Origin of the sequence: Acidianus brierleyi, assembly GCF_003201835.2 — an archaeon.
Taxonomy (GTDB): Archaea; Thermoproteota; Thermoprotei_A; order Sulfolobales; family Sulfolobaceae; genus Aramenus; species Aramenus brierleyi.
Genome location: NZ_CP029289.2, coordinates 2,058,956 through 2,082,865, shown reverse-complemented (window position 1 = coordinate 2,082,865; position 23,910 = coordinate 2,058,956). Strand labels below are relative to the sequence as shown.

At 30.9% G+C, this 23,910-nt stretch carries 24 protein-coding genes; 12 read left to right on the top strand and 12 right to left on the bottom strand.

The annotated features are described in order from the left end of the window. Positions 1-486 (top strand): hypothetical protein, encoded by a 486-nt coding sequence (locus DFR85_RS27440; protein ID WP_110271025.1) that lies wholly within the window; start codon positions 1-3, stop codon positions 484-486. A gap of 1 nt (position 487) precedes the next feature. Here the strand turns inward: DFR85_RS27440 and DFR85_RS27435 are convergent, their stop codons facing one another. Further along, a complete protein-coding gene (locus DFR85_RS27435; RefSeq protein WP_162582773.1) occupies positions 488-931 on the bottom strand; it encodes a hypothetical protein in 444 nt (147 codons plus the stop codon). Between the two features lie 162 nt (positions 932-1,093). Between DFR85_RS27435 and DFR85_RS27430 the strand changes: the two genes are divergently transcribed. Next, the gene (locus DFR85_RS27430; RefSeq protein ID WP_110271023.1) at positions 1,094-2,626 is read left to right on the top strand and encodes an APC family permease; all 1,533 of its coding nucleotides are present in this window, start codon (positions 1,094-1,096) and stop codon (positions 2,624-2,626) included. 202 nt (positions 2,627-2,828) lie between these two features. Here the strand turns inward: DFR85_RS27430 and DFR85_RS27425 are convergent, their stop codons facing one another. After that, positions 2,829-3,935, bottom strand: coding sequence for an MFS transporter (locus DFR85_RS27425; protein WP_110271022.1), 1,107 nt, complete (start codon positions 3,933-3,935; stop codon positions 2,829-2,831). 120 nt (positions 3,936-4,055) lie between these two features. On the opposite strand from DFR85_RS27425, the gene DFR85_RS27420 reads away from it, so the two are divergent. Then, positions 4,056-4,613, top strand: a complete 558-nt coding sequence (locus DFR85_RS27420; RefSeq protein WP_110271021.1) for a cysteine hydrolase family protein — start codon at positions 4,056-4,058, stop codon at positions 4,611-4,613. A gap of 1 nt (position 4,614) precedes the next feature. On the opposite strand, the gene DFR85_RS27415 is transcribed toward DFR85_RS27420, so the two are convergent. From DFR85_RS27415 to DFR85_RS27380, 8 genes are all read right to left on the bottom strand, one after another. Further along, the gene (locus DFR85_RS27415; RefSeq protein WP_110271020.1) at positions 4,615-5,802 is read right to left on the bottom strand and encodes an MFS transporter; all 1,188 of its coding nucleotides are present in this window, start codon (positions 5,800-5,802) and stop codon (positions 4,615-4,617) included. Between the two features lie 1,032 nt (positions 5,803-6,834). Continuing rightward, positions 6,835-7,272: a hypothetical protein gene (locus DFR85_RS27410; RefSeq protein ID WP_110271018.1), complete on the bottom strand. Its 438-nt coding sequence runs from the start codon at positions 7,270-7,272 to the stop codon at positions 6,835-6,837. A 277-nt stretch (positions 7,273-7,549) separates the two neighbouring features. Next, a complete protein-coding gene (locus DFR85_RS27405; protein ID WP_110271017.1) occupies positions 7,550-7,969 on the bottom strand; it encodes a hypothetical protein in 420 nt (139 codons plus the stop codon). A 277-nt stretch (positions 7,970-8,246) separates the two neighbouring features. Further along, positions 8,247-9,659, bottom strand: a complete 1,413-nt coding sequence (locus DFR85_RS27400; protein ID WP_110271886.1) for an MFS transporter — start codon at positions 9,657-9,659, stop codon at positions 8,247-8,249. 76 nt (positions 9,660-9,735) lie between these two features. Further along, complete coding sequence (locus DFR85_RS27395) at positions 9,736-10,212, bottom strand: hypothetical protein (RefSeq protein WP_110271016.1); 477 nt, start codon at positions 10,210-10,212, stop codon at positions 9,736-9,738. A 2,308-nt stretch (positions 10,213-12,520) separates the two neighbouring features. Beyond that, the gene (locus DFR85_RS27390) at positions 12,521-13,213 is read right to left on the bottom strand and encodes a SagB family peptide dehydrogenase (RefSeq protein WP_110271885.1); all 693 of its coding nucleotides are present in this window, start codon (positions 13,211-13,213) and stop codon (positions 12,521-12,523) included. A 10-nt stretch (positions 13,214-13,223) separates the two neighbouring features. Next, positions 13,224-14,525: a YcaO-like family protein gene (locus DFR85_RS27385; protein ID WP_110271015.1), complete on the bottom strand. Its 1,302-nt coding sequence runs from the start codon at positions 14,523-14,525 to the stop codon at positions 13,224-13,226. Beyond that, a complete protein-coding gene (locus tag DFR85_RS27380; RefSeq protein ID WP_110271014.1) occupies positions 14,513-15,166 on the bottom strand; it encodes a hypothetical protein in 654 nt (217 codons plus the stop codon). Before DFR85_RS27380 ends, DFR85_RS27385 begins: the two co-directional genes overlap by 13 nt. Before the next feature lie 216 nt (positions 15,167-15,382). On the opposite strand from DFR85_RS27380, the gene DFR85_RS27375 reads away from it, so the two are divergent. The 5 genes from DFR85_RS27375 (at position 15,383) to DFR85_RS27355 (ending at position 18,671) form a co-directional block, all read left to right on the top strand. Then, positions 15,383-16,048 (top strand): hypothetical protein, encoded by a 666-nt coding sequence (locus DFR85_RS27375; protein ID WP_110271013.1) that lies wholly within the window; start codon positions 15,383-15,385, stop codon positions 16,046-16,048. A 251-nt stretch (positions 16,049-16,299) separates the two neighbouring features. After that, a complete protein-coding gene (locus tag DFR85_RS27370; RefSeq protein ID WP_246252875.1) occupies positions 16,300-17,019 on the top strand; it encodes a hypothetical protein in 720 nt (239 codons plus the stop codon). Then, positions 17,019-17,645 carry an ABC transporter ATP-binding protein gene (locus tag DFR85_RS27365; protein WP_110271884.1) on the top strand — a complete coding sequence of 209 codons (627 nt, stop codon included), beginning with the start codon at positions 17,019-17,021 and terminating at the stop codon, positions 17,643-17,645. Before DFR85_RS27370 ends, DFR85_RS27365 begins: the two co-directional genes overlap by 1 nt. 130 nt (positions 17,646-17,775) lie before the next feature. Beyond that, a complete protein-coding gene (locus DFR85_RS27360) occupies positions 17,776-18,387 on the top strand; it encodes a hypothetical protein (protein ID WP_110271011.1) in 612 nt (203 codons plus the stop codon). After that, positions 18,378-18,671, top strand: a complete 294-nt coding sequence (locus DFR85_RS27355) for a transcriptional regulator (protein WP_110271010.1) — start codon at positions 18,378-18,380, stop codon at positions 18,669-18,671. Before DFR85_RS27360 ends, DFR85_RS27355 begins: the two co-directional genes overlap by 10 nt. 312 nt (positions 18,672-18,983) lie before the next feature. On the opposite strand, the gene DFR85_RS27350 is transcribed toward DFR85_RS27355, so the two are convergent. Further along, positions 18,984-19,121: a hypothetical protein gene (locus DFR85_RS27350; RefSeq protein WP_162582771.1), complete on the bottom strand. Its 138-nt coding sequence runs from the start codon at positions 19,119-19,121 to the stop codon at positions 18,984-18,986. A gap of 106 nt (positions 19,122-19,227) precedes the next feature. On the opposite strand from DFR85_RS27350, the gene DFR85_RS31960 reads away from it, so the two are divergent. From DFR85_RS31960 to DFR85_RS27330, 4 genes are all read left to right on the top strand, one after another. Then, complete coding sequence (locus tag DFR85_RS31960) at positions 19,228-20,196, top strand: coiled-coil domain-containing protein (RefSeq protein WP_246252874.1); 969 nt, start codon at positions 19,228-19,230, stop codon at positions 20,194-20,196. A gap of 407 nt (positions 20,197-20,603) precedes the next feature. Then, positions 20,604-21,032: a HEPN domain-containing protein gene (locus tag DFR85_RS27340; RefSeq protein ID WP_110271882.1), complete on the top strand. Its 429-nt coding sequence runs from the start codon at positions 20,604-20,606 to the stop codon at positions 21,030-21,032. Next, the gene (locus tag DFR85_RS27335) at positions 20,995-21,444 is read left to right on the top strand and encodes a nucleotidyltransferase domain-containing protein (protein WP_110271009.1); all 450 of its coding nucleotides are present in this window, start codon (positions 20,995-20,997) and stop codon (positions 21,442-21,444) included. Before DFR85_RS27340 ends, DFR85_RS27335 begins: the two co-directional genes overlap by 38 nt. A gap of 453 nt (positions 21,445-21,897) precedes the next feature. Continuing rightward, positions 21,898-23,133 carry an MFS transporter gene (locus DFR85_RS27330; protein ID WP_110271008.1) on the top strand — a complete coding sequence of 412 codons (1,236 nt, stop codon included), beginning with the start codon at positions 21,898-21,900 and terminating at the stop codon, positions 23,131-23,133. Here DFR85_RS27330 and DFR85_RS27325 read toward each other — a convergent pair. Next, positions 23,041-23,901, bottom strand: a complete 861-nt coding sequence (locus tag DFR85_RS27325; protein ID WP_110271007.1) for a LysO family transporter — start codon at positions 23,899-23,901, stop codon at positions 23,041-23,043. The genes DFR85_RS27330 and DFR85_RS27325 overlap by 93 nt on opposite strands. Between the last annotated feature and the right edge of the window lie 9 nt (positions 23,902-23,910).

Sequence of the window (23,910 nt, the reverse complement as noted above, 5' to 3'; positions counted from 1 at the left end):
ATGAAAATTAAAGTAATAGGACTCAAAGGTGGAGTAGGAAAAACTTTGATTGCTAATTACATCGCACAAAAACTTAGAGAAATGAATTTTAAAGTAGAAGTCTATCCTGATAAATATGCCGTAGAAAATGAAGAAGTAGACTTTGAAATTTATGATCTTGGATTAGCCAGACCAGACCAAGAAAATTCAATAAATTTGTTTGTATGCGATAAGTTTAGCCTAAAAACTACAGTTGACTATTCGAAATCTTGGAATGGAAAAAAAATTCTAATTATAAACAAAGTCTCTCCAATACCTAAAGAAATTATAGAAGAAATAATATTAGCGCAAGAAGAAATAGATAATTTTATTTCAATAATTCTAGTTCCATTTAACGGTGCTTTTTTTATGAACGAATATTCTACAGAACCTACTTTAGATAATTTAGTAGAAATATTACTTGGTAGAAAAAATCAAAAGATTATTTTACCATTTATCGAAATTTAGATTACTTCTTTATCGCCCCATAAATAGCAATGACTATACCAGCTATTACTAAAACTATTGCGATTATAACTAATAATCCTGAAATTACGACGCTCGATGAAATTGGAATATTTGCATATACTATTTCAAGCGGAACCGTATAATTATTATATATATTTATTATAGCATGCGCATTAGAAGGTTCTACTACGTAACTATAATACCCTGATTTATAGCTAGAAGATGTCAATGTAACGTTGTCTTGAAGAAGTTTTACTGGATAAGATATATTGGATTTATACATAAATATGCCAGTATTAGTTACATGCAAAGAATATTGCTGACCTGGCGCTAAATTAATTTCATTATAATGAAGTGACGATGTAGCTATATACATAGAAGAAGCAAATATTACAACACCAATAATTATCAATATTATCCCTATAGTAACAAAATTCTTTCGCATTGATACCATTTACCCTCATTATAATAATAAAATTTATCGAAACAACCTAATATACAATCTTAAGATCTGTTTTAACTTAGTTATGTAAAAAATAGCTTGATAATACTCTTTAAATTTTTACTTGAGTATTAATTTTAAATACCAAACCATAAAGATCACTTTATGGTAGAAAGCAAGAGTTACTTCATAAGGGAGAGCTCTGGCTTAATAAAGCAAGTAAGCCTAACTGATGCAGTATTGCTTAATATAGGAAATTTATCTATAGGCGAAGCATTGTATACTTCTATTTCTCCCTATCTAGAGAAAGGAGGAGTTTTATGGTTAGCATCAATATTTGCGTTAATTTTTACGATTCCCGAAATAATTGTCTATACTATAATGACAAGTAAGATCTCTAGAACTGGAGGAGATTACATCTGGATTTCCAGAAACTTAAGTGGAGGAATAGGATCAATAATGGCCATTATGTACTTAATACAATCTGCATCGTTTTTTGCTATAATCTCATTCTTTTCTGGCGCATCAATAAATAGTACTTTAACAACGATAGGACAAGTAGATAAGATACCAGATCTTCTTTATTTAGCAAATACAATCTTCGTAAATCCTTATAATGCACCTATTATTAATAGACTAATATTTTACGGTATTTCGGCATCGTTCTTTATAATAATCATATTGTTAAACATAACGAAATCAAGATGGGGCTTTAGTATTGTAACTGCTTTGGGCATTTTTTCATTATCTAGTTTAATAATAGCAATGATAGCAATTGGACTCTCTGCATCAGATTTCGGAACTAAAATCTTACCCTTCCTGCAAACAAATAACATAACAAATGTAATTCCAAAGTATTCCTTCTTACCTCCAATAAGTATTGCTGCAACGTTTTCACTCCTCCCATTATTTGCGCTCTATACATATCCATGGATAAACGCAGGTGCTGCAGTATCTTCAGAATTTAAAAATAATAAGATAGCAAAATTTAATGTAATATTAGCAGTAAGTATTACTGCTATCTTAGTAACATTAGGATTTTTAGAAATGAATTTAGTAGCAGGTTATAATTTGAATTTATTAGCATATCCTACTTTTACTTACAATTTTTGGACAGTAGCTATTGCAGTAGCTTCAAATCCAATACTTCAATGGATAATAGGATTAGGATTAATAGCATGGAATTTTTACACACTGTCTTATGGAGTAGTAGTGTTTTCAAGATATGTTTTTGCGTTATCCTTTGATAGAGTTTTACCAGAGAAGTTTTCGGAAGTAAACTCACAAGGTTCTCCAATATATGCCCATTTATTAGACTTAACTATAACGCTATCACTATTGCTTATTCCAGTATTTTCACTATCTGCTGCAGCATCGTTATATGGAACAACTATCTTAGGCGCTTCATACCTTCTTACAGTAATGATAGCCGCAAGTATCTATGGTTTTAAGAACAAAATCAAAATACTCAAAATAACAGGACCTCTAGCAGCACTTTATCTAGCATTTTTAACATTCGATGCAGGAACAAACCCAATTTTCGGATTTATGACACCAACAGGGATTAATGATATAACAGCAACTTTTGTAATCGTAGCCTTTGCTTTAGGAATTACAATTTATCTACTTTCTAGGTATTACAATCATAAAAAAGGAATAGATCTTTCAATAACATTTAAGGAAATACCACCGGAATAAGAAATTAATATAATGCTATATTAGATTTTATAAATAATTATATAATAATACTAAAATTTCTTATTTAAAAAGACAAAGTAGATATTATCTTACTACAATATTACTCGATAATATAAAATTCGCTATATAGCCCAATTGAGTTAACCTAATAGAGATTAAAGTCAAACAAAATTTAAGTATTAAAAACGTTTTAATAAAAATTTTACTTATTATATTTTATCAGTATAAGAATTATTATGGCAGACGCGAATGATACTAAAGAAGCAAAAGTATATGCATATGCGTAATTTATTGTATAAAGTATACCCATGACAGAATTTCCTATAAAGTATCCTATACCTCTAGCTAGAGAAAGAAGTCCCATCCCTCTGCCTATATTTTGACCAGAAACCTTAGAAATTATACTTGGCTCAAAAGTTTCTGCAGATGCCATGGCTATTCCTAGCAGAAAAACAAGAGGATAAAGACCTTCAGCCTTAAATCCAAAAAGAAATACGAAACCCAAACTAGCTAAAGCAGATAGAACATATCCTGAAAAAAGACCTTGGAAATCCCCGATTCTAACATAGCTAAATATATATCCAAAGAGAGCAGAAGCCCCTAAATATATACCATAAGTTAAAGCTCCCAAATATATTTCGTGAGTAGATTGTGTAACAGTTATTATAGGAAATCCTGGACTGTAGGTACTTATTCCAAAAAAAGCTGTTGCGATCAATATTCCAGTGATGACCTTGTAATTTATTTTTTCTTTAGGTTTTTTCCCACCAGATCTAGAAAAAACTAAGAGCAGCGTACCTATAGTTATAGGAATAGCTGTAAATGGAAGAATAAAGTATAGAGATACCTTAAGGTATAATAATATAGTCAAGTATACTATAGCGAGCATTCCGCCACCTACGTCCAAAGCATGTAAAATTCCGTAAGCCTTCTTCCTTTCTTCATCCTTAGTTATTTCTGCAACCATTGTTCTTCTTGCTGGGCTCCTTAAGTTTCTCATAAACCAACCAGAAAGGAAAAATAATATAGCCTCAATAGCATTTCTTGCAAATCCAGTAAAAGATAATAACACTATAAGCGCGTTACCAAATATAGAAGTTCTCTTACTTCCAAATCTATCTGCAGATAATCCACCCAAGAAAGAAAAGAAAAGCCCAACCCCATAGCTAAATGATTCGACTATACCATATACGTAGATAGGAACATGAAAATAGAATACTAACAACAAAGGAAATGAAGCCACTACTGCTTGATAACCCAGATCACTAAAAAACGCCGAAAACGCTATTTTTATAACGTCCTTGTCCATAGTGCTTTATCAACATTATTTATATTAAATCTAACTAATAGCTAAATTAACTACTTACAATAATGCAAAAATTTCTATTTCGAACATTAATTTTTTTAACATTATTTTAGATATATCTATATGCAATCAGTAAAAGAGATATTAGATCCTCAAAAATCACTCCTAGTAGTCTGGGATGTACACTTAGCTTTAGTAAATAGCATTTTTAATAAAGACGAATTCCTAAAGAATCTTAAAATAGTTATTGACTCAGCTAGGAAAGCAAGTGTTCCAATACTTTTCACAAAAATAACACCTTATCCTAAAGGCTTTGAATCAACAGCGTCAAAAATTATGTACAGAGGAGGATTCCAATTTAAGCCAGAAGAAATGAAATTAGCAATAGAACCCCAAGAAAATGACATAATACTGAATAAGAATACTTGGAGCATTTTTGTTGGAACAAATTTTGATCTCTTAATGAAGAATTCTGCAAGAACTACCATAGTGTTCACTGGTATTGCAACAGAAATAGGAGTAGAAACTAGTGCTAGAGATGCATTTGCTTATGGATATGTACCAGTTATAGTAAAAGACGCAGTATCGTCAAGAAACAAAGAAGCCCACGATAGATCATTAGAAAATATGAAATCTTTCTTCCCCATAGTAACAGCAGAAGAATTATCAAAAATATGGTAATTTATTTAGATATCTTTTTTGGTATTAATGGCATCAATATAGCAGAAATTATTGCTAATCCAAACATAATATAGAAAGACGTTAATATAGAAAAATGCATTCCAAGCAAGAGCGTTATAACTGCAGTACCAGCAGCTCCTCCTACCGTAACTCCCACTCCCCAAATATATGAGTTTGCGACAGTAAAGAAACTTTTAGGAAAAGTTTGACCCACATAGCCTAGGAGAACTGGAAAAGAGCTAAATGAAGCAAAAGTAAAGAGCGTATAGAACAGTGAAGATACTATTAGATTATTAGAAAATATCAAGAAAAGTAAGAAGAATATTATGGAGATTATGCTACTTAATACAAAGGCGTATCTGCCACCTTTTCTCTCAGTAATCCAGCCAAATACAGGCTGTCCAAATACAGAACCTATAAATCCTACTGTTAAAAATATACCAGCCAGAGTCTTTGAAAGATAAATATCATAAATAAAATCTCCCAAAAAAGTTGTTGTACCAGTAATGAACATACTCCTTATAAATACTATAGAACCTAAAATAAATAGAAATCTATAAAACTGCGATTCCAATTTCTCTTTAGATTTCCTTATTTCTTCTTTACTACCTCTCTTGTAAAATCTTAATCCAAAGAATATCAACAATGAAGCAACTATCATATATGCAGAAACTAAAAGAAGACCAGTAACTTCAGCAAAAACTAATATAAGAAAAGTAACTATTGAAGGCATTACAGATCTCCCTATACTTCCCATAGAGCCATTTATTCCCAAAGCTCTTCCTGCACTCTTACCAAAAACTCTAGATAAAATAGCACCGCCTATCGGATGATAAAAGGCTTGTCCAATACCTAAAATAACTGCAGCTAAGGAAGCTAAAACATAGATCAAACTAGGAATAGAAAACGACAAAGCAAAAAATAGAAAAGATAACGCTTCTAAGAAAATCCCAAGCGCCATCAATACAGCGTCTTTATCATGTTTATCTGCAAAATCCCCAAAGAATGGAGAAAGTAACCCAGAAAGTAATGTATAAATTATAGCTAAAGTGCCAAGAAATACTACGCTTACGTGATAAATTGTTGTATAGTATACTATTAATAACGGAAAAACTAGAAAAGTACCGTCGTTCATAAAGTGTGCAAGAGAAGTTATACTTAAAATCCTTAGATTTTTAGTTGGTTCCATATAGATAACATTGTTATCTATATTTATAAAATTAGCGTAGCCCTAATATAAATACTTACTAAATCACGATATTATAGCTAATGAGATATAACCAAATAACATTTTTCAATCATAAATATACATACATGTAAAGAAAAAATAAAAAATGTTTAAAAGGAATAAAACTTTTACATAATAAATTTTTAAATTATAGAGAATTATTATTATAATTCAGTATACTAGTGTATCGACTGAAAGATTGACGTATAGATATAATCCCATTATAGGATCTATTATATTTTGGGCTATATCATTTTGTTAAAGTTTACGTTAAAAGGGGTAGGCGAATATTACCAGACTATACTAGATATAAATTGAGATAAAGTATGATATAATAACCTTAATAAATTTTTTTGAGTATTTTTATATAAAAATAATTTACGCTTATTATATAGTATATAGATTTTTTGGATACGAAAAATATTTCTAAGACAAAACTATATATAATATATATAATTATATCTTAAATGGAGTTCATATTGTTCATAAATGAAATATATTATGTAATTTATAGTTTACATCTTAAATATTTAATTTTGTATACAAAAAAGTATTATTAAATAAAGATTTTGATAAAAAATATATATTATGTTAGCAAATAATATTCTTAAATTTGAGCATAATATCATTAATAACTTAGCCAATATGAACTCCTTCGGCTCTTCAAGCCATCGCCTAGCCATGTTAGAGGCAAAGCATGTGGAACCTCCTACGGTGATTTTCACGAACAACACTCCTAAACAAGAAGACAAGCTTTACTCTTGTAAAATTTGTATAAAGAGAACAAAGAAAACAATACAAGCCAAAAGTGAACATGGGAGTAAAAACCCTCATAGACTGGCTAAACGTTCCCCACGATCTAACATGCGGGACAAGATCACGAGTAGGAGTATGCAAAAATTTAAGGGGACGTTATCACACTTACTCTACACCATGACAAAATTAACAATATTCTAAAGATCTTTTTCGCAAAATTGAAGAAATTATTGTACTTTAGAGGGTCCTTAAATAGACGTTTTTTATATATTCTAAAATTTCTTTTGGGTTTATAACATTCTTAATATCTATTTCTCTACCATCCTTAGTTATCACTCTAAAAGTTCCCATTTTATAGATAGTTCCGCTCATAGAAGGAACACCAGTTTGTAATGTCCTTACACTTAGATTTGATTTAGTTATCTCGTACTCATGAATAACAAAAATATTAGCGATTTCATTCCATCCGAGTAACAGTTTCTTTCCCTTGTATATTCCTTCCTTCCCAATATAATACCAGGGTGAAAATAATCCTTTTCCAGCTATAAGAGTTAATTTTTCCGAGTTGGCTGATTCTTTCCTTGAGGCTATAATTCCTAATATGATAAATAATGCACCGAAACCAAAGCCCACTATTGCACCCATAGTTGAAGCTGGAGAAGGAGGTGATGCCATTAGACCGATACCCCCCAGAATAAATAATGCTGCTAATACATACAATATTATACTCAGAACTTCCCCTATCCTCGTTTCAGTATTTCTTTTCTCCTTCTATAGCTAAATATTTTTCCGTTTGTTTTGGCATGATAATTACTTATCTAAAGAATATAATGGATTACATGATTGAGTAAGATTATTTATAAACAAAAGAGCAATTAAGATTACATAACTCATAGATTAGTTATCAGTAAATCTTATTTTATATTAAAGCAAAAAGTAAGAGATTAGAAAATTATTTTTTATTTAGGTAAATTTTCTTAAAAGCTTCTGCCCTATTTATTGGGTCTATTACATATTTTATAGTAACTGTAGCTCCGTCCTTTTTCTTAATCACCCAATCTCCTATCATATTTGTCTCTCCAGATAATCCAAAAGCACTATAATTAGATGTTTGACTAACGTTTAATGGTATTATATCGTCAATCTCTTGCCATCTTATTATTTTCCCCTTTTTTATACCAGAACTTAAAAGTCCTGGCTTCTTCTCCAAAGTAAAAACGCCTTCCTCGTCCCAATACCAATCCTCAACCATTAATGCCTTTGGGATATTTGTGATGAATTTGCCTTTTACTGGAGGTCTTCCAGTTAATCTATGTTCAGTAGTGTTTATAACATCACTAACGTTCTTTTTCATTTTGTCAAATATTCCCATGTATTTCTTTTCTCCTTCTATAGCTAAATACTTTTCTGTATTTTTTAAGTATAACAGTTATTTACTCTAAAATTGCGTAAAGCATAACATCTAAAAATAATCAAGCAAGATCACTACAAGATGATTAGCCATTTTAAGATAGAATATAGCAACATGCTTTATTGACTTCCTTTTTTTCTCAGAAATAACGTTAAACTTACTTTAATCGTCCCAAAATTTATCTTGAACTAACTAGTTCAAGATATAAGAAAATTCAACTAATCCACAAAGCAACGATTTATCTCTTTTGAACCTTTTGTGCAGTGTTTCCACCCAATATTGAAAGAATTGCAGAAGCTAGAATTATAATAGCTGATACTAGGAAAGCAAAATGAAGGCCTGATACAAAAGTATTGCTTATATCTCCATTGAGAACATTAGTGCCTAAAAATATTTCAAACGCTACATATCTGGGAATTACTAGCGTAGCTACTGTAATACTTAAAACGTAACTGAAAGTAGTTCCTATACTACCTAAAGTTCTTGAAATTCCTGAAACAGCACCATAGTATTCTCTAGGTGCACTAAACATTACTGCTGTAGCGTTTGCTGGCCAGAACATTGATGAACCTGCTCCAGTTATTGCTGTAATTGCCAGAATAATATAATAGGGAGTAAAAGGAGTCAAAATAAAATAATATATCATTAATGAAATGAATGTTAAAATGAGACCTGTTCCAGCTAATGTTCCAGGTTTTCCTCTATCTGCTATTCTTCCCATAAATGGGGCTAAAATGCTTGCTATAACATAGCCTGGAGTTAATAGTAATGATGAGTATAATGGGGACAATCCTCTAACTCCTTGTAAATACATTATTAATAAGAAAGTTAATGAGAGAGCTCCTATTCCTTGTAATAAACTTGCCATTAGAGAGAAAGAAAGTATCCTTATTTTAAATACATTGAGATTTATTATAGGAATTTTAACTTTTGTTTCGTTATAAATAAATAGGGGAATGAGGGCTAGTCCTATTATGATTTCTGTAATGTAATCTAGTGAAACTCCAGAACCTGCTATAAACATTGCGCCTAATGAAATTAGGGTCAAGGACACTCCAAGTATTAGTGCACCAGATATATCTAGTTTAGTATTTACTCTGTTAATGTCTTTAATTTCTCTTAAGCCTAAAATAACTGCTGCTATTCCTATTGGAACATTTATGTAGAATATAAATCTCCATCCTAGAAATGTAGTTAGTATCCCTCCTAATACTATGCCAAGTAAAGCTCCCACATTCCATCCAAGCGATGTTATTCCATAAGCTTTTCCTCTTTGATTAGGTGGAAAAGTATCTGCTATTATAGCATAACTGTTGGCTGTCAATAATGCTCCACCTATAGCTTGAAGTACTCTAAAGAATATTAAAAGATAAACGTCTGGTGATAATCCACATAATGCTGATGCTACAGTAAAAATTACGAAACCTAGATTATATATTCTTGACCTTCCTAATATATCTCCAATTCTTCCAGATTGAGTGGAAAGTATTGCAAGGATAAGTAAATATGCTAATAAAACCCAAATGGAGGAGTAAAGATCTGTATGAAGATCTATAGTCATTGTAGGTAAAGCTAATAGCACTATTGTTGTGTCAACTGCTGCCATTAGTGTTCCTAATGTTAAAACTGTAAGGATGAGTTTAATGTTCATAAAAATGTTGTCCAGAGTTTTTATATTAAAATCTATCTTTAACATTGTTTAATTTTTAGTTCTATAGCGAAAAGGTTTAGATATATCTGTATCGTTTAGCTTCCTTAATTGTTTTAAAAGATGCAGAGACAAGCAGACCTGTATTTAGGGATAGAAGAAAATCTACTATACTTAATAAAAGAATATTTCCTTCACCTATAAATTCTAAGAATATTCTAGTTAGAAATAATATTGACCATAAGATTGTTATAGAATAGGGCCACTTATAATACAGTCTTCCGCTATTATAGAAAAATTCTATCTCGCCGTTTTCCAGGAATTTATTTCCAAGCAAATATCCTAAAATTCCTAAAATTAGGAGAGCTAAATACATTAAAGGATCATTGATTTCTGTTGCAAAGAAGATAACTAAAAGGACATATATTACTGGCCATATGTACATTCTTGTTGGTCTAAATTTTCTAGGCCTTAGTCTTCTTACTGTTATATAAATAATTACTGCAAAGAATACTATGAAATCTATCGTGTTTGCTTGAGAAATATATTGCTCCATACTTAATGGATGAACAGAGTTAATAAAAGTCCAAGTATAAGTTCATATTTTGTACCAATATTTTTATCTGAATATATAAAAATATAAAGATTGTTTAAAAATCATACAAAGTTATTTTGTTCATGTTATTATACTTTCTTAGAATCTAAATGTCAATATTTTATTAGGTCCTTTAGACTACAGTGTTGAATTTACAATGAGCTTTACAGTAACATCTTATCCTTTAAAGCATTAGATATAACTCATAAATTCCTATTTGATACTCGTTAGGATAAAGTTTTGCTTGTAGTATATTCAAAGGATTATACGTTAAAGACTGAAGAATTTTGGTGGTGAATTCACACTAAAAGAGATTTTATAGAGTAGAATTCTAAATGCAAATATTCTAAAGTTAAAATTAATAAAAATCTAATCAGTTAATAAAGACGTTTAGTAAATTAAAATCATCTTTCAAAATCCGGATAAAGATTATAGTTAGTACCTTAAAGAACGAGAGAGTTATTAACTTCTATTAAGAATAAACGGAGATATCTTCTTTACCTTTATAGTCAAAAGAAGTATAACGTAGATCTTGACAATTATAGTCAAGGCTTAAACGAAAACATTACTGCCATGAGATTCGTCAATAATAACATAATATTTCTTCATAATAACGATTTTTCAAAAATATAGATCTGTTCATTTTCTCTGTAGGAATATTTGCAAGAAATCTAATAAGGTTACTTCAGTGATATATTTATTTAGACTATATAAACTAATTATGAATTATGTTTACTATTATCTAGAGAAAATTAGCTAAGAAGGTAAATCATTAGGTTAATAGGGTGTTTTATGGGTAAGAAAATCAGTTTGATAATAAGTAGGCTATTTTAGTTTAGGTAGATATACATTTATATATTTGATCATATTATATCATATCATGGAAAATTTTTGGCTGTATATTTAAAGCTAAATGTATACTTATCTACGTCTTCTTCTCTCTAGACTTCTGAAAAGAAGGAGTTTTATAGAATAGAAATAGAGTATTAATGAATTATACTCCGTTATTAGTGAATTTAGTGATTTAAAATACTAAAGACTCAGAATATATATGAGATATCCATTTTTTCTACAAATTTTATAAGATTTTTCTTTGTACATTGGAAGTAATGGATAAAGAGAAAATAACGTAAAAGACTTAAATTTAGGGATTGTAGGATGTTTTATAGTTTAGTTATAACTCTTCTTGAAATGACAAGATAACTGGAAGTTAACTATACTCTGTATTATGAGATTCCCAGATAGAGAAAGTAAAAGACGTGAAATTCAAAAGAAATAGTGGTATTTTTAATCAAATCGTTAATTGAAAGTAATACCTTCCTTGCGTATTACACGTTAAGAAAAAACATTTGATATAGCTCTTTTCTAGAAAACTGCTTAAGGAATAAAAAAAGTAAAATGAGAATATTAAGAACCAATTATAAGACAATAATAGGAAAAAATCTATTAAAGTTATTAAACGTTAGTATGCAATTCTTATTCTAACTTGGTAAATATTGTTATATTTTTTTCTTATAATCAAATATATTCACTGAATTAGTTATATTACGGCTATATTTTAGAATTACGATGATTAAAATGGATATATTTGCCTCTGCTTAAGATTATCTATAATAATGAAATAAGACTAAGAATTGTGAAGATATAGGATTAAATAAATAAGAATTAATTTTATCCAGAAATTATATCTTTATGTCTACTTACGGATCTGATATTTCTTTGGATTATGTTAGCTTTACTCTATCAAATTCTTTAAGTATTTATATAAATTGAAGATACTTCATCAAAAACTCTTTGAATCAAAATACTGTACTATAGTTTTCCTTTATCCATTAACTAACATAATCCTTTTGTAATAAGATGAGATCTCAAAATATAGATTACCAAAATCGATTTTGTAATTAAACTATCACATAATATTATAATATTAATTGCCTATATTTAATGTTAAGAACCTTGTACTGGTACTGTAGATATTTATATTAAATAATGAACATAAATAAACTCTTAGATGCTCAAGTAAGATATTATTTAATGTAGTTGAAATTTTACACTTTCTTTCTAAAAGAACATGGTCTACAGTAGTAAATCCTTATATAGGAACTACTAAGGAATGTTAGCGTTTCTAATAAACTCTTAGTTATGAAGAAGTAAAAATACACACTCCTAGGATGGCAAATTTTCAGCTAAATCAACAAGAACTATTAAGGCTAAAGCAGTGCTTCTTAAAAATGGACATAAGGCATCGACTTATATGCACTTTTAGACATTAATTCTTTTTTCCAACTACTAATAATCCTAGTACGACCTCATTATTCTTTAGGTCAAGCGCTCTATTAAAAATGTAATCGTTAAAACCACCTACAGCACATATTCCCAAATTAAGGGCTGTAGCTACTAAATAAAAGTTCTCCATAACTATTCCTATATCAATAAATACAAACCTTCCACCTCTATTACCATATTTTGCTAAAGCTTTCCAATATCTTGCTGTTAAGATGAGAAGTAAAGGAATTGCATTAATATCTGGAATAGAACTAACAATATCAGACTTAAGAATTTCTAGCTCAATCTCAATGTTAAGTTTCTCTAGAGAATGGGACAAGGGATTGTAATGATATATACCAACTTCTAAATCGGAAATGAGAGGTACTAAATAAACCTCACTTTCCGCTAAACCTCCGGCTGATGGAAACATTCTATATATTACCTCGCTCTCTTTTTTCCTGACACCTACCGAATAATAGAGCAAATCAGAAATAGCGCTAATATCGACCTTTTCTTCCATAAACCTCCTCGTTGAAGATCTAGTAGTAATTACCTTATGAAAACCTTCTACTATCTCTCTAGGCTTAGGTAAGGGTATAACTTTAACACCATTGTACTCTTTCGGATAATTATTTGGGATTACTGTAAAAGTAAAATTTTGAGTCTTCAGATAGAACTCCTCAAATATATTCATCATAATTACCTCAAGGAAATGGGACTGGCTCATCAGTTAATAATTTAACTTCCTTAAGTCCCATTATCTTCCTAATACTGTAATACCTCTCATAGCCTAGGAACGGCAAATATGGGGCATGTGCTGGTGTTAAATCTGGAATTATTACCCTAATTAGCTTTCCTTTATCCACGTATTTCTCTACATTAAAATCCTTATAAATTATATCGTAGCCATGATTTAGCAATTCTTCGATAAGAGCCTTGTAAGTCAATGACTCTTCTCTTTCTAATTCTTCATAACTAACGGTATTTAAATTATTTAAATAATCCATTAAAAATTCCCTTTTCACATATGTATAGTAGAGTGGAACTAATCCGAAATCAACTAAAAGATCTTGATTGAGCTTTTTAGCAAGCTTAATTTCCTCATCACTTACCTTACTGAAAGATGAAATAGATTGATAAACTTCATAAATTGCTCTTCTTAATGCATCTTCAACAGTTATATCTGCAGCAGCACCGCCAACATAAAATCCATTAACAAATCCTAGACAACCTATTACGAAAAGTCCCTTAAACTCATTAATAAACCTTAGGCAAACAACGTCCTTGTTTTCCAATACTTTAAATTTCCTTTTCAATTTTTCTGAAATTTGTATTTTTAATGGACTTATACGTGAAATCCACGAGATATTTATTGCATCTCTCTCCAGGTACTCTAACAAACTGTGTAAGAAGGCTTTTTCGAAGTCTTCATGATAAGAAAGACCGCCAGTAGTTGAATAAGCTATTAAATTCTCGCCTGGTCTGATTAGATCTGTTAGATAAACGATTTGTGAGGGTACGTAAATTGTCTTATTATCCTTATAAGAAATTGCTTTAGTAAACGTTACAAATGTGTCATTGGAATAGTCCTTAAAAAAGAAGAACTTTCTAATTTGCTCCTTTGAAAAGAACTTGTATCTGGTAGGAAGAACGTTAAATTGTTCTTTCAATTCTCCTACCCTTCCAAAAATTGATGTATTATCATCGAAAAAGATCGAGTAACCGTAAAACCTTTCTAAAAACTCTCCAATAGCACCCATAAGGCTTTCCTCCTCAGTCTCTCCTTTACCTCCAGCAGGTACAACGTCTTCTAAGTATCTTAGAAGTGGCGTAAATTCAATAGGTAATTTTATGGTATACCTAGCCTTAACATATTGAGTTGCTAGATGGGATTCAAGCAAATCGTTATTTACGTAATTTAGTAGTTTGGTGACTACCACATTATCATATTTTTCTATAGTGTAACCTAAGATAGGTCCTAAAAATTCGTTGATCAAATCTTGCATTTAGGACACCCTGGGATCTTTAACGGTGTGTTTACTATTAATTCCCCATCCATCATATCTATATATATTAGCTTCCCATCATAGCTATTACCGTTTAAGAGTATTTTAGCGAGTCCTAATAATAAAAATTCCGTGAACTCACTTAGGGTAGGAGATCCCTCTCTTACAATGGCACCATCAACTTTCACATCTAGGATTAGCCTAGAGTTCTTTAACCATAGGTATATCTCGTAAATACAAGGACTGTTCTTTTTCATGACATATATAAAAAATCTATAAGGATCCATGACATATGCTATAAGGACTTTTTCAAACTTTGATAAGTCAGTAGTGAGAAGAAAGTTCATACTACTTGAGATTATTAATGCATTCTCGCCCTTAGGCAGTTCTTTATCCGATTCAAAGAAGCTAATCGCTTCCTGATTTAAAAGTCTTATACCATTAACTACTGCATTAATCTTCTTCTCCTTTTCTGGAATCAACATTCTAATTTCCTTTAATTCTTTCACGTCTAATGACAATAGATTGTTAAACTCATCCTCACTCAACTCTATTAAACCAGAAGCCTCTGCATATGCAATGTACTTATTGCCATTTCTATATATGGAGAAAAAAGGTGATACCTTTAGACTAGCTTGCACTTTATATCACCTTATTTTCTAGCAAACCAGCAACCAATCCAACAGCCAACCCAGCTAAAAACCACTTTATTATCTTTAGTTATCTCTACTGCCTTCTTATAGGTATAGTCAATCTGCATGCAGTATTTTTGATTTTTGAATATAAAAACACATAGTAGAGTTAAATCTTTTTAACTACATTTAGTCTTGATAACACTAGTTTCTTAATACAACAAGATGAAGAGCCTTTTTACATACTTCCTCAAACAACTAATATTAAGTGAACCTGCAGCTTATAACATGCTCTTAGGCTTTATTACCGCCCTAATTATTTGGAGAATAATTAAGTCCAGCATTGCCTTAAATGTTTCCGAAATTTTAATACTCAGTATCTTGTCAGTTGGAGTAAGCTTTATGTTACTTTATAACTCCTCTGCTCTGCCCTTCCTAATGAGATTCGGAAACTTAAGAATAGGAATATACTTAGTATTACTTTACCTTTCGGGGGAGATAGCCGCATTATTATACACTACATTACTTATCATTTTATACTGTCTCTTCTCCAATAGTCTTGCTATTATTGACATGATTCCTTTTTTTACTACAGCACTTCTAGTCTTCCTATTTCTAGAATCTATTTCTATGTTTTTATCGCTTCTATTAACTAATGGGAGATTAGATTGTTATATAATCGTAATAATTTACCCAATAGTTATTGTGCCAACATTCATTATCTCCTTCTTAAAGAGTTCGTTTAACCCTCTTTGGATATTTGGAATATTAATCGAAAAAACTACAATACAACCTAGCGTAATTATTCTCTCAGTAACTATATCGATTTTCGTATACTTAAACTTACGGCTTATAAATAATTTGGTAAAAAGTAGGGAAGTTCTTCCTTAATTATTTTTTATTTTATTCTACATCCACAACAGCACCAACACCCAAACCAACAACCAAGCATTATTGGATTAGTTCTGACTAAATCTATTGATTTCTTATTAGTACTAGTTATTACTCTCATTTATTATCGCTTTCTCTATACACTTAAATTCAAACCAAAAATAAACCCTTTGCTAAGTTATAAAGTTTTAACTTAATCCACTATTTTTATTATCTTTCACAAAATTTTACTCATGGAATTAGAAAAATCTATGATAAAGAGATTCGCCTTCTCTCCAACAGCAATATCTTACCTACTCGGAATGATGATGCTAGACTCTGTAGGACTCTATTTTGCCCTAGATAGCGTTAAAAGCATAGGTTCGGGAATAATGTGGTACAGCGTTGCAATAATACTATTAGTAGCTAGCCTCTCAACGGGCTTCAGCATAGCTCTAGTCTATCATTCCTCAGCATTAGCTTACTACTTGCGGTTCAGTAAACTTAAAATGTATAATTACGTTATGAGCTTGTTCTTGGGAGCAATAATCTCCACCATTATATACTCTTTAGTCTTCACAATTTTTGTTACACCGCTAGTAACTAAAGTCACACTAAATCAGTTCTACCAAGTTATCAAATTGAGTAACGCTGCACAATTCATAATCTCAGTATTGATCTCTAGTTTTTTCATACTTTCTCTAACGTTTACAATAACATCAGCACTACTGATCAAGGTAGGTGCTAAGGCGTCAAACTACGTTTACTACATTTTCTTCGGGCTACTGGCAATTTCAGAACTCTCTCCTTCAGCATCATCTCCACTGAATCCATTCTACGAGGCTGAAAATATTATCTCATACTCCCTAATCCACTACAGTATAAGCGTTTACACTATTGAAGTAGCTTTACTAGCCCTTCTGCTACTATTCTTAGGTAATTTAGCTCTAAGGAAGATTAGGGCGCTGAGATTAGAAGAGGTGGTATGGTAATGTTAGAGATAAAAGACTTATCAGTCTCATTTGATGACTTTACTGTTCTAAACGACATTAACCTAAAGTTGGACAAGGAAGTGTATATAATTTTGGGTCCCAACGGTTCAGGTAAGACTACTTTATTAAGAGCTATTTCAGGTATAATCCCATATAAGGGTTCAATAAAGATAAACGGTGTGGAGGTTAGGAGCGCAAAGGGTTTGCTAGAGTACTCTACTAACCTTCAAGAGGTATATACTATAGGAAATTCAGTATTAGAAACAGCAAAAATAATCTCGGAAATAAAGAAAGGAGATTTGAAAGATTTCTTCAAAATCCTGGACTACTTAAACTTGGATAGGAGAGTAATTCATAAGCCGATTTTTAAGATGTCAACCGGACAAAAGGCTTTAGTATCCTTAGCATTAGCTCTCTTCACAAGACCACAAATAGTGACTATCGACGAACCCATAGAAAACATTGACATTAATAGGTTGGATAAGGTAATATCGTTACTACGAGAAAGGATTAATGAGGGTATAATTGTAACTCACCAGAAGGAACTAATTAAGCTTTTGGAGAAGAATGTAAGAGTTTACAATATGGTCAACGGTGAACTGGTTGAAGATAATAAAATGCAATAGGAAGGCTAGAGGAGGAGAAGTATATATAGCTTGTTGGGCTGGATGCTGGTTCAGCTGTTGGACTACACATCAAGTTAAAAAATCTTAACTGTGTTCTAAGTTTAAAATTATTATAAAGTAAAATTAAGTAATGGTGAGAAGTCTTATAGATAAGGAAATAGATATTCAAAAATCCCTAGAGATAAGTCAGATGTTATATTATAGAGTTATGTTGAACATATCAAAAATCGTATTAGACTTTATAGGAGTTGGAAGCATAATCGCTTTTTTACTAATAAGGCTTCTCCAGAACCCTCTTACCTTAAACATTAGTCTACTAGTCTTTTCCACGACGTATGTTGTTATATCTTGGAAAATGAGTAGATTTGTATACCCTTTAGTTAAGACCTTTAGTTCCAACAAATCTTTGCTAATAGCAAAAAAATTTCCCTTTCTTATTAAGTTAACCTACGTACTTTCACTTATATTGCTTAATGCTATATTTCTTCTATCATTTTACGTTCACTCCTTATCTATCTTACCGGCTTTTCTAGTTGGGGGGTACATATCTTTTATTGGAAGTCAGTTAATTACTAATATAAGGTTTCTAAAAGAGAGAACTATAGAATACTTCCTAGTCCTCTCCTACATAATTTCTGGAATATCAATAGCACTTTCACCCTTCAGTACTATTACTATATTAATTCCACCACTTTTAGCACTTTTATACAAATTAGTGAGGAGAGCTCAGGAATGGAGCTAGAGAAGTTAATAAAACTGCTGAAGGATAATAAGACATTGAACGTTAGCGTTAGGTTAGGAATCTTATTAGGACTTTATTATACAAGGTCTGCATGGTTTAAGGAATTGTTAGAAGCTACTAAGTTAAATAAGGCTGAACTCTATCAGCATTTAAGAGTCTTACATAGGGAGGGGTATATAGACATAAACTACGTTCCTACTGTTGAGGGTAAGAGGATAAAAGTTTTAATAACTAAAAAAGGCGAAGGAGTTGTAAAACAATACCTCGAATTATTGGGAGGATAATATGCTTGCTCCAACATATATTAGTCTATAAAAAATTGCAATCCAATAGCCAAATTTCGTTTTACAACCTATAAAATAAATATCTTCTCAAACTAAATTTATAGAGTAGTTTAAAGTATACCTTTTAATTTGTAAAATTATCTTATTTCCTATAAAATATTCTCATATTTAGATATAACTAATTAAGATACATTTCAGTAGTAGATAAACTAATGAACTGATATTTGCTTTATCATGATCAGGTGTTCAAAGGGAGCGGAAGACTCCATCCGTGGAGATGGATAGGCTCCACATGCTTTGCCTCTAACATGGCTAGGCGATGGCTTGAAGAGCCGAAGGAACTACTTGATCGGGGTTAACTTGAGGGCCTTCACCACCTCCTCTCCTATACCTAGTCTTCTTAGTCTCACTCTTGTAAAGCTTGTCTTCTTGTTTAGGAATGTTGTTCATGAAAATCACCGTAGGAGTTAACTAAAGTAAGCTATATCTTGATTAAAGATTGAAGATTATCTCATTATTAGATAAGATTTTTATCTTTTCTTGAGAAGTTAATTCTGTGAGCGAAGATATAGTAGAGAGAATAATTAGCGATGAGAAACTTTTGGATAAGTTAGTCGATAAACTTTATCCAAAACTTAAGGATGATATAGTCCTTAAGAAAATAGACGAGTTAACTTCGTCAATAAAAGCTTTGAGTAATGAAATTAGTGAACTAAAGAAAGTTACTCAAAACAATTCAGATAATATAGTATTAATTTGGGAAAGTAATGAAAAAATATGGAAAGAAATTCAAGAGACTAATAAAAGAATAGAGAGTATTAACGAGGAAAACAAGAAGATCTGGCAAGAAATTCAAGCGATCAAAGAGGAAAACAAGAAGATCTGGCAAGAAATTCAAGCGATCAAAGAGGAAAACAAGAAGATCTGGCAAGAAATTCAAGCGATCAAAGAGGAAAACAAGAAGATCTGGCAAGAAATTCAAGCGATCAAAGAGGAAAACAAGAAGATCTGGCAAGAAATTCAAGCGATCAAAGAGGAAAACAAGAAGATCTGGGAAAGTATAAAGGAGACTCAGGAATCTATAAGGGCTATCCAAGAAGAAAATAGAAAGATCTGGGAAAGTATTGAGAGGCTAAATATTTCATTTTCTTCTTTTACTACTAGAGGTGGACATTACATTGAAAGAACAATTATGGAGGTTTATAAAGAAGCATTAAAACTTCATGGAATAGATCCTTCAAATGTTACTCATACTACTATTATAGATAATATAGGCATTGTTCAGAAGGGCAGAAAATATGAAGTAGATTTCTATGAATCTAATGACGCAATCTACGTTTTTGAGATTAAGAATTTTGGAGATGAAGGAGCTATAGAGCAATTAGAAATAAGGGAAAAAATCTTCAGATCGATGTATAATAAGCCTGTTAAATTATTTTTAATAGCTAATTCCATAGAAAAATCTGTTAAAGAAGAGGCAGAGAAATTGGGAATAAAAGTGATAGCTGGAATAATTGTCGAATAATTTTATTATAAAATATGAAAATTACTCTAAAAGATCAAGTACATATTGGGTTTTTAACTTTTGATATTAATGGAACTAAAATCTACTTCCATGTTACTAGGTATACTAGCAAAATTTTCTTAGCTCTTAGAAAAGAAAAAAATCTAAATCTAGCATAAGATTAAAAGTAAGTTATACGTTATTTCTGAAAAATTTTTTGGAGATCTGCAAATACTCCCGTTAGTATTTTCCAAAATTTCTTAGACCAGGATTTTAACAGTAAATCCTTAGATAAAAGCCATAAACTTTCTGAAAATACTAGTATTTGGAATATTTTATTCTATAAGAGATTAAAAATAGTTGGAAATGCAATGTGCTTCAGTATAAGAGGCGTAAAATAATTTATTCTCTTGCTTTATAAATTGCTTGTGATTCCTCCAAAGTTTAGGGAATATGCTAAAGCTTTCTACAATGTTGCAATAAAGGATAATAATAGAGCAAAAAGAGCCCTGGAACTTAAAGATTATCCTGAATGTTTCTTTTATTCTCAGCAATCTGTTGAAAAAAGTGTAAAAGCTATGTTAGAATTAAAATTAATATACAAAAAAGAACATGATATTATAGCAGATGCTTCAAGCAATTTACAGGATCTTGGAAACGAATTAGACATAGTTTTGAATGCATTAGATTATCTTTCTGGTGCATGGAACATATCTAGATACCCGTTTTTTAACGGAAATAATATAACTACTCCAGAAGAATTTGTGACTGAGGAAATGTGTAGACAAGGAATAGAGTATTCTAATGAGGTGATCGCAATTGCAGGGAACTATCTTAGAAAATATGGAGTTATTTAGAAAAGCTACCTTATTTTTAAGAAGAAACGAGGTACTTGCCATAATATTCTTCGGAAGTAGAGTTATAGGTAAATATGATAAGAATTCTGATCTAGATGTATTGGTTATTATAAAGGACGAGGCCAAAGGATTGAATTTTAACGATGTTAGACTGAGGTTTGTTAAAGATACAAATATTTATTTAGATACTACCATTATGACAAAAAAGGAATTTGAAAATAACTTAACTCTTGGGACTGTTTTAATGGGAGTATCTATAGCATTTTGTGTTACATATGATAAGATTAATATTTATGAGGAATTAGTAAAATGGAGTAATGAGATAAGGAAATACGGTGCAGTGCTTGAACTGCCTTATGGAAAATTCATTGTTGGTAAAACCGTTAGAAAATGTAAAGTTAATTTTGACTGAAAATCTAGAGAAGCTTTAGTATGCTAGTTTTTCTAATGTTTTATGGATTTCTCGTTATCTTAAATTTCTCTATCATTCATTAACGAATAAGGTAAATGATTTTTAATTAACTGAATAGTAGAGAGATATGTCATTATAATATTGTAAATCATTACATCATACTTTAAAATTAAAAGTAACATAAAAATGTTAAGATTTCCATTTGAGGGATTTTGATTATAAAATTTGAATTGCACTGTGTTCTTTGGTATAGATAAACAGATTGATGTATCAGTATACTGAATACGAAATTAAAATAGATATTTTAATACTAATATAAAATCAAATTATGTTATATCGCGTTTTTACTAAAAAAGGGTAAATATATATTTGCTTACATAATTCTATTCTTTCTTAGATATATCTAATAAAACTTTTTTAGGTATAATTGTTATCTACTACTGTTTTTGGTGTATTCCAATGGATATGGGCTTCAAATATCTTGTTTTATCGAGGATTCTAAGAAGTATTGGTATAATATTCGTTACTTTATCATCTTCTCTGTATCTTGCGTTAATCGGAGTACATCTGGTAATTATTGGTGTAATATTTGCTGGAGTTATAGGATTTTCGTCTATACTTTCTTTGATCTTAGGAATGTTCGGAGATAGGAAAGGGTATAAAAACGCAATTATTATAGGCGATAGTTTTGCTGTTATAGGAGTTTTAATTCTTTCTTTATCACAAAATGTACTACTTATTGCTATAGCATTAATAATAGCAGGAATTGGAGGAACCGCTGGAGGTATGAGAGGAGTTTATTCTCCAGGATTAACTGCCTTAGTTATGAGCAATTGGGAATATGAGAAAGACAGGGTAAATAAAATAGGTATACTTACTTCAGTTGCTTCTGTTTCTGCTATAGGTGGCAGCTTAATGCTAACTATCCATTCTTATCTACCTTTTGGTGCAGTAGGTGATTATAGGTTTCTTTTCTTTGTTTCATTCTTGATGCTTTTAGCTTCATTAGTGAGTGTTTTTATGGTGAAAGAAAAGCCTAGACCTAAAAAGACTACTAAAATAATGAAAATTTCTAGTTTAAAATATATTTCCAAGGTAATATTGGCTAATTCTTTTGCAGGTTTTGGTATAGGTATGGCTATTCCATTACTACCTCTATGGTTTTCATTATATTATCATGCGTCTTCTGCATTGATCGGAATAGTCTTTACTATATCTTATATTACTACCTCTTTAGGATCTTTTATGGCAACTAGACTATCTTTTGAATCTCTAAGAGTTGCGTCAATAACAAGAATTTTAAATGGTGTATTCTTAGCTATAATGGCCTTATCTCCTTTCTTTTTCTTGGCAGCCTTATTTTATATTATAAGAGGATTTAATGCTGGTTTCGGTGCTCCAAATAGAACTGCAGTTAATATTAGAGGAGTTTCTTCTGAAGATTATGGTACAGCTTCAAGTTTACAAGGTATAGCAACTAGAGCCTCACAAATGAGTTCTGGACTTAGTGGATATTTAATGGAAATAGATCTTCCGATACCATTATTTATAGGTGGAATATTTCAAGCTGTTAGTGGAATACTTTATATGAAGCTTCTAAAGAGAGAGAATCAAGGGGAGCACAATAGGAACTATGAGAGTGAGAATAACGCCATTAATCATCGCACCTATTCCGTATTCGTATCCTAAGACATCTACATAGAAACCTAATGTAGTATCCATAGATGTTGCGCCTCCTACTGCTATTGCGCCTAAGGGGGTGGATCTTAATTTTAAGAGTAATGGAACTAGTGAGAAAGTTAATTGTTCTCTGAGAAAGTTTATTAGAAATGCTATAACCCCGTCAATTGGGCCATAATACTTTGCAACTATAGGTCCAGAATAAGAGTACCATCCAGAGCCTAAAGATACTGAAAGGGCTAAATTAAAAGGTCGTAGACCTAAAAAGTAAAGTGGAATAGAAGAAATTAAACCTCCAAATATTGCTACAAATATGGAAAATATGGCAATTCCGCTTATTCTTTTAAGAATTTCTAGCTTTAGATCTCTACCTATACTTAAACCTATGACTATAGCTAAAAGATATAACTCCCAGTCTATAATTGAGCCAAATGGTAAATTAACCTTTATTAAAAAACCTAAGATAAAACCGAATATTAAAGGTAATACATATTTAACTTGAGTTTTCCAATCTAACTTTATTTTTCCTTCTTTTACCTTTAGTCTTATAAAGGAACCTACAAAATAAGTTATGATCACTATAATAAACGATGATACTATAGAAATCCATACTATTCTCTCTATTGCTTGAGTAGATACTTCGTTACCTCCCCAAAATGATATGGAAAATATCAATAGAAGTACTGTAATATCACTTATAACTGATGGGAGCTTAACTTTCCTTCCTACCGCTAGAGAAATTGCATATAGCAAAATAAAAGTTATAGTGAAGTTCATGGATAGGAA

What these genes read in the sequence shown, in the direction of transcription:
- DFR85_RS27370 (WP_246252875.1), top strand. Translation starts at nt 16,300, where the DNA reads ATGATAAAGAGATTCGCCTTCTCTCCAACAGCAATATCTTACCTACTC.
- DFR85_RS27415 (WP_110271020.1), bottom strand. Translation starts at nt 5,802, where the DNA reads ATGGAACCAACTAAAAATCTAAGGATTTTAAGTATAACTTCTCTTGCA.
- DFR85_RS27350 (WP_162582771.1), bottom strand. Translation starts at nt 19,121, where the DNA reads ATGAACAACATTCCTAAACAAGAAGACAAGCTTTACAAGAGTGAGACT.
- DFR85_RS27430 (WP_110271023.1), top strand. Translation starts at nt 1,094, where the DNA reads ATGGTAGAAAGCAAGAGTTACTTCATAAGGGAGAGCTCTGGCTTAATA.
- DFR85_RS27390 (WP_110271885.1), bottom strand. Translation starts at nt 13,213, where the DNA reads ATGAATATATTTGAGGAGTTCTATCTGAAGACTCAAAATTTTACTTTT.
- DFR85_RS27395 (WP_110271016.1), bottom strand. Translation starts at nt 10,212, where the DNA reads ATGGAGCAATATATTTCTCAAGCAAACACGATAGATTTCATAGTATTC.
- DFR85_RS27440 (WP_110271025.1), top strand. Translation starts at nt 1, where the DNA reads ATGAAAATTAAAGTAATAGGACTCAAAGGTGGAGTAGGAAAAACTTTG.
- DFR85_RS27325 (WP_110271007.1), bottom strand. Translation starts at nt 23,901, where the DNA reads ATGAACTTCACTATAACTTTTATTTTGCTATATGCAATTTCTCTAGCG.
- DFR85_RS27410 (WP_110271018.1), bottom strand. Translation starts at nt 7,272, where the DNA reads ATGGCATCACCTCCTTCTCCAGCTTCAACTATGGGTGCAATAGTGGGC.
- DFR85_RS27355 (WP_110271010.1), top strand. Translation starts at nt 18,378, where the DNA reads ATGGAGCTAGAGAAGTTAATAAAACTGCTGAAGGATAATAAGACATTG.
- DFR85_RS27435 (WP_162582773.1), bottom strand. Translation starts at nt 931, where the DNA reads ATGCGAAAGAATTTTGTTACTATAGGGATAATATTGATAATTATTGGT.
- DFR85_RS27365 (WP_110271884.1), top strand. Translation starts at nt 17,019, where the DNA reads ATGTTAGAGATAAAAGACTTATCAGTCTCATTTGATGACTTTACTGTT.
- DFR85_RS27360 (WP_110271011.1), top strand. Translation starts at nt 17,776, where the DNA reads ATGGTGAGAAGTCTTATAGATAAGGAAATAGATATTCAAAAATCCCTA.
- DFR85_RS27420 (WP_110271021.1), top strand. Translation starts at nt 4,056, where the DNA reads ATGCAATCAGTAAAAGAGATATTAGATCCTCAAAAATCACTCCTAGTA.
- DFR85_RS27385 (WP_110271015.1), bottom strand. Translation starts at nt 14,525, where the DNA reads ATGCAAGATTTGATCAACGAATTTTTAGGACCTATCTTAGGTTACACT.
- DFR85_RS27375 (WP_110271013.1), top strand. Translation starts at nt 15,383, where the DNA reads ATGAAGAGCCTTTTTACATACTTCCTCAAACAACTAATATTAAGTGAA.
- DFR85_RS27405 (WP_110271017.1), bottom strand. Translation starts at nt 7,969, where the DNA reads ATGGGAATATTTGACAAAATGAAAAAGAACGTTAGTGATGTTATAAAC.
- DFR85_RS27400 (WP_110271886.1), bottom strand. Translation starts at nt 9,659, where the DNA reads ATGAACATTAAACTCATCCTTACAGTTTTAACATTAGGAACACTAATG.
- DFR85_RS27425 (WP_110271022.1), bottom strand. Translation starts at nt 3,935, where the DNA reads ATGGACAAGGACGTTATAAAAATAGCGTTTTCGGCGTTTTTTAGTGAT.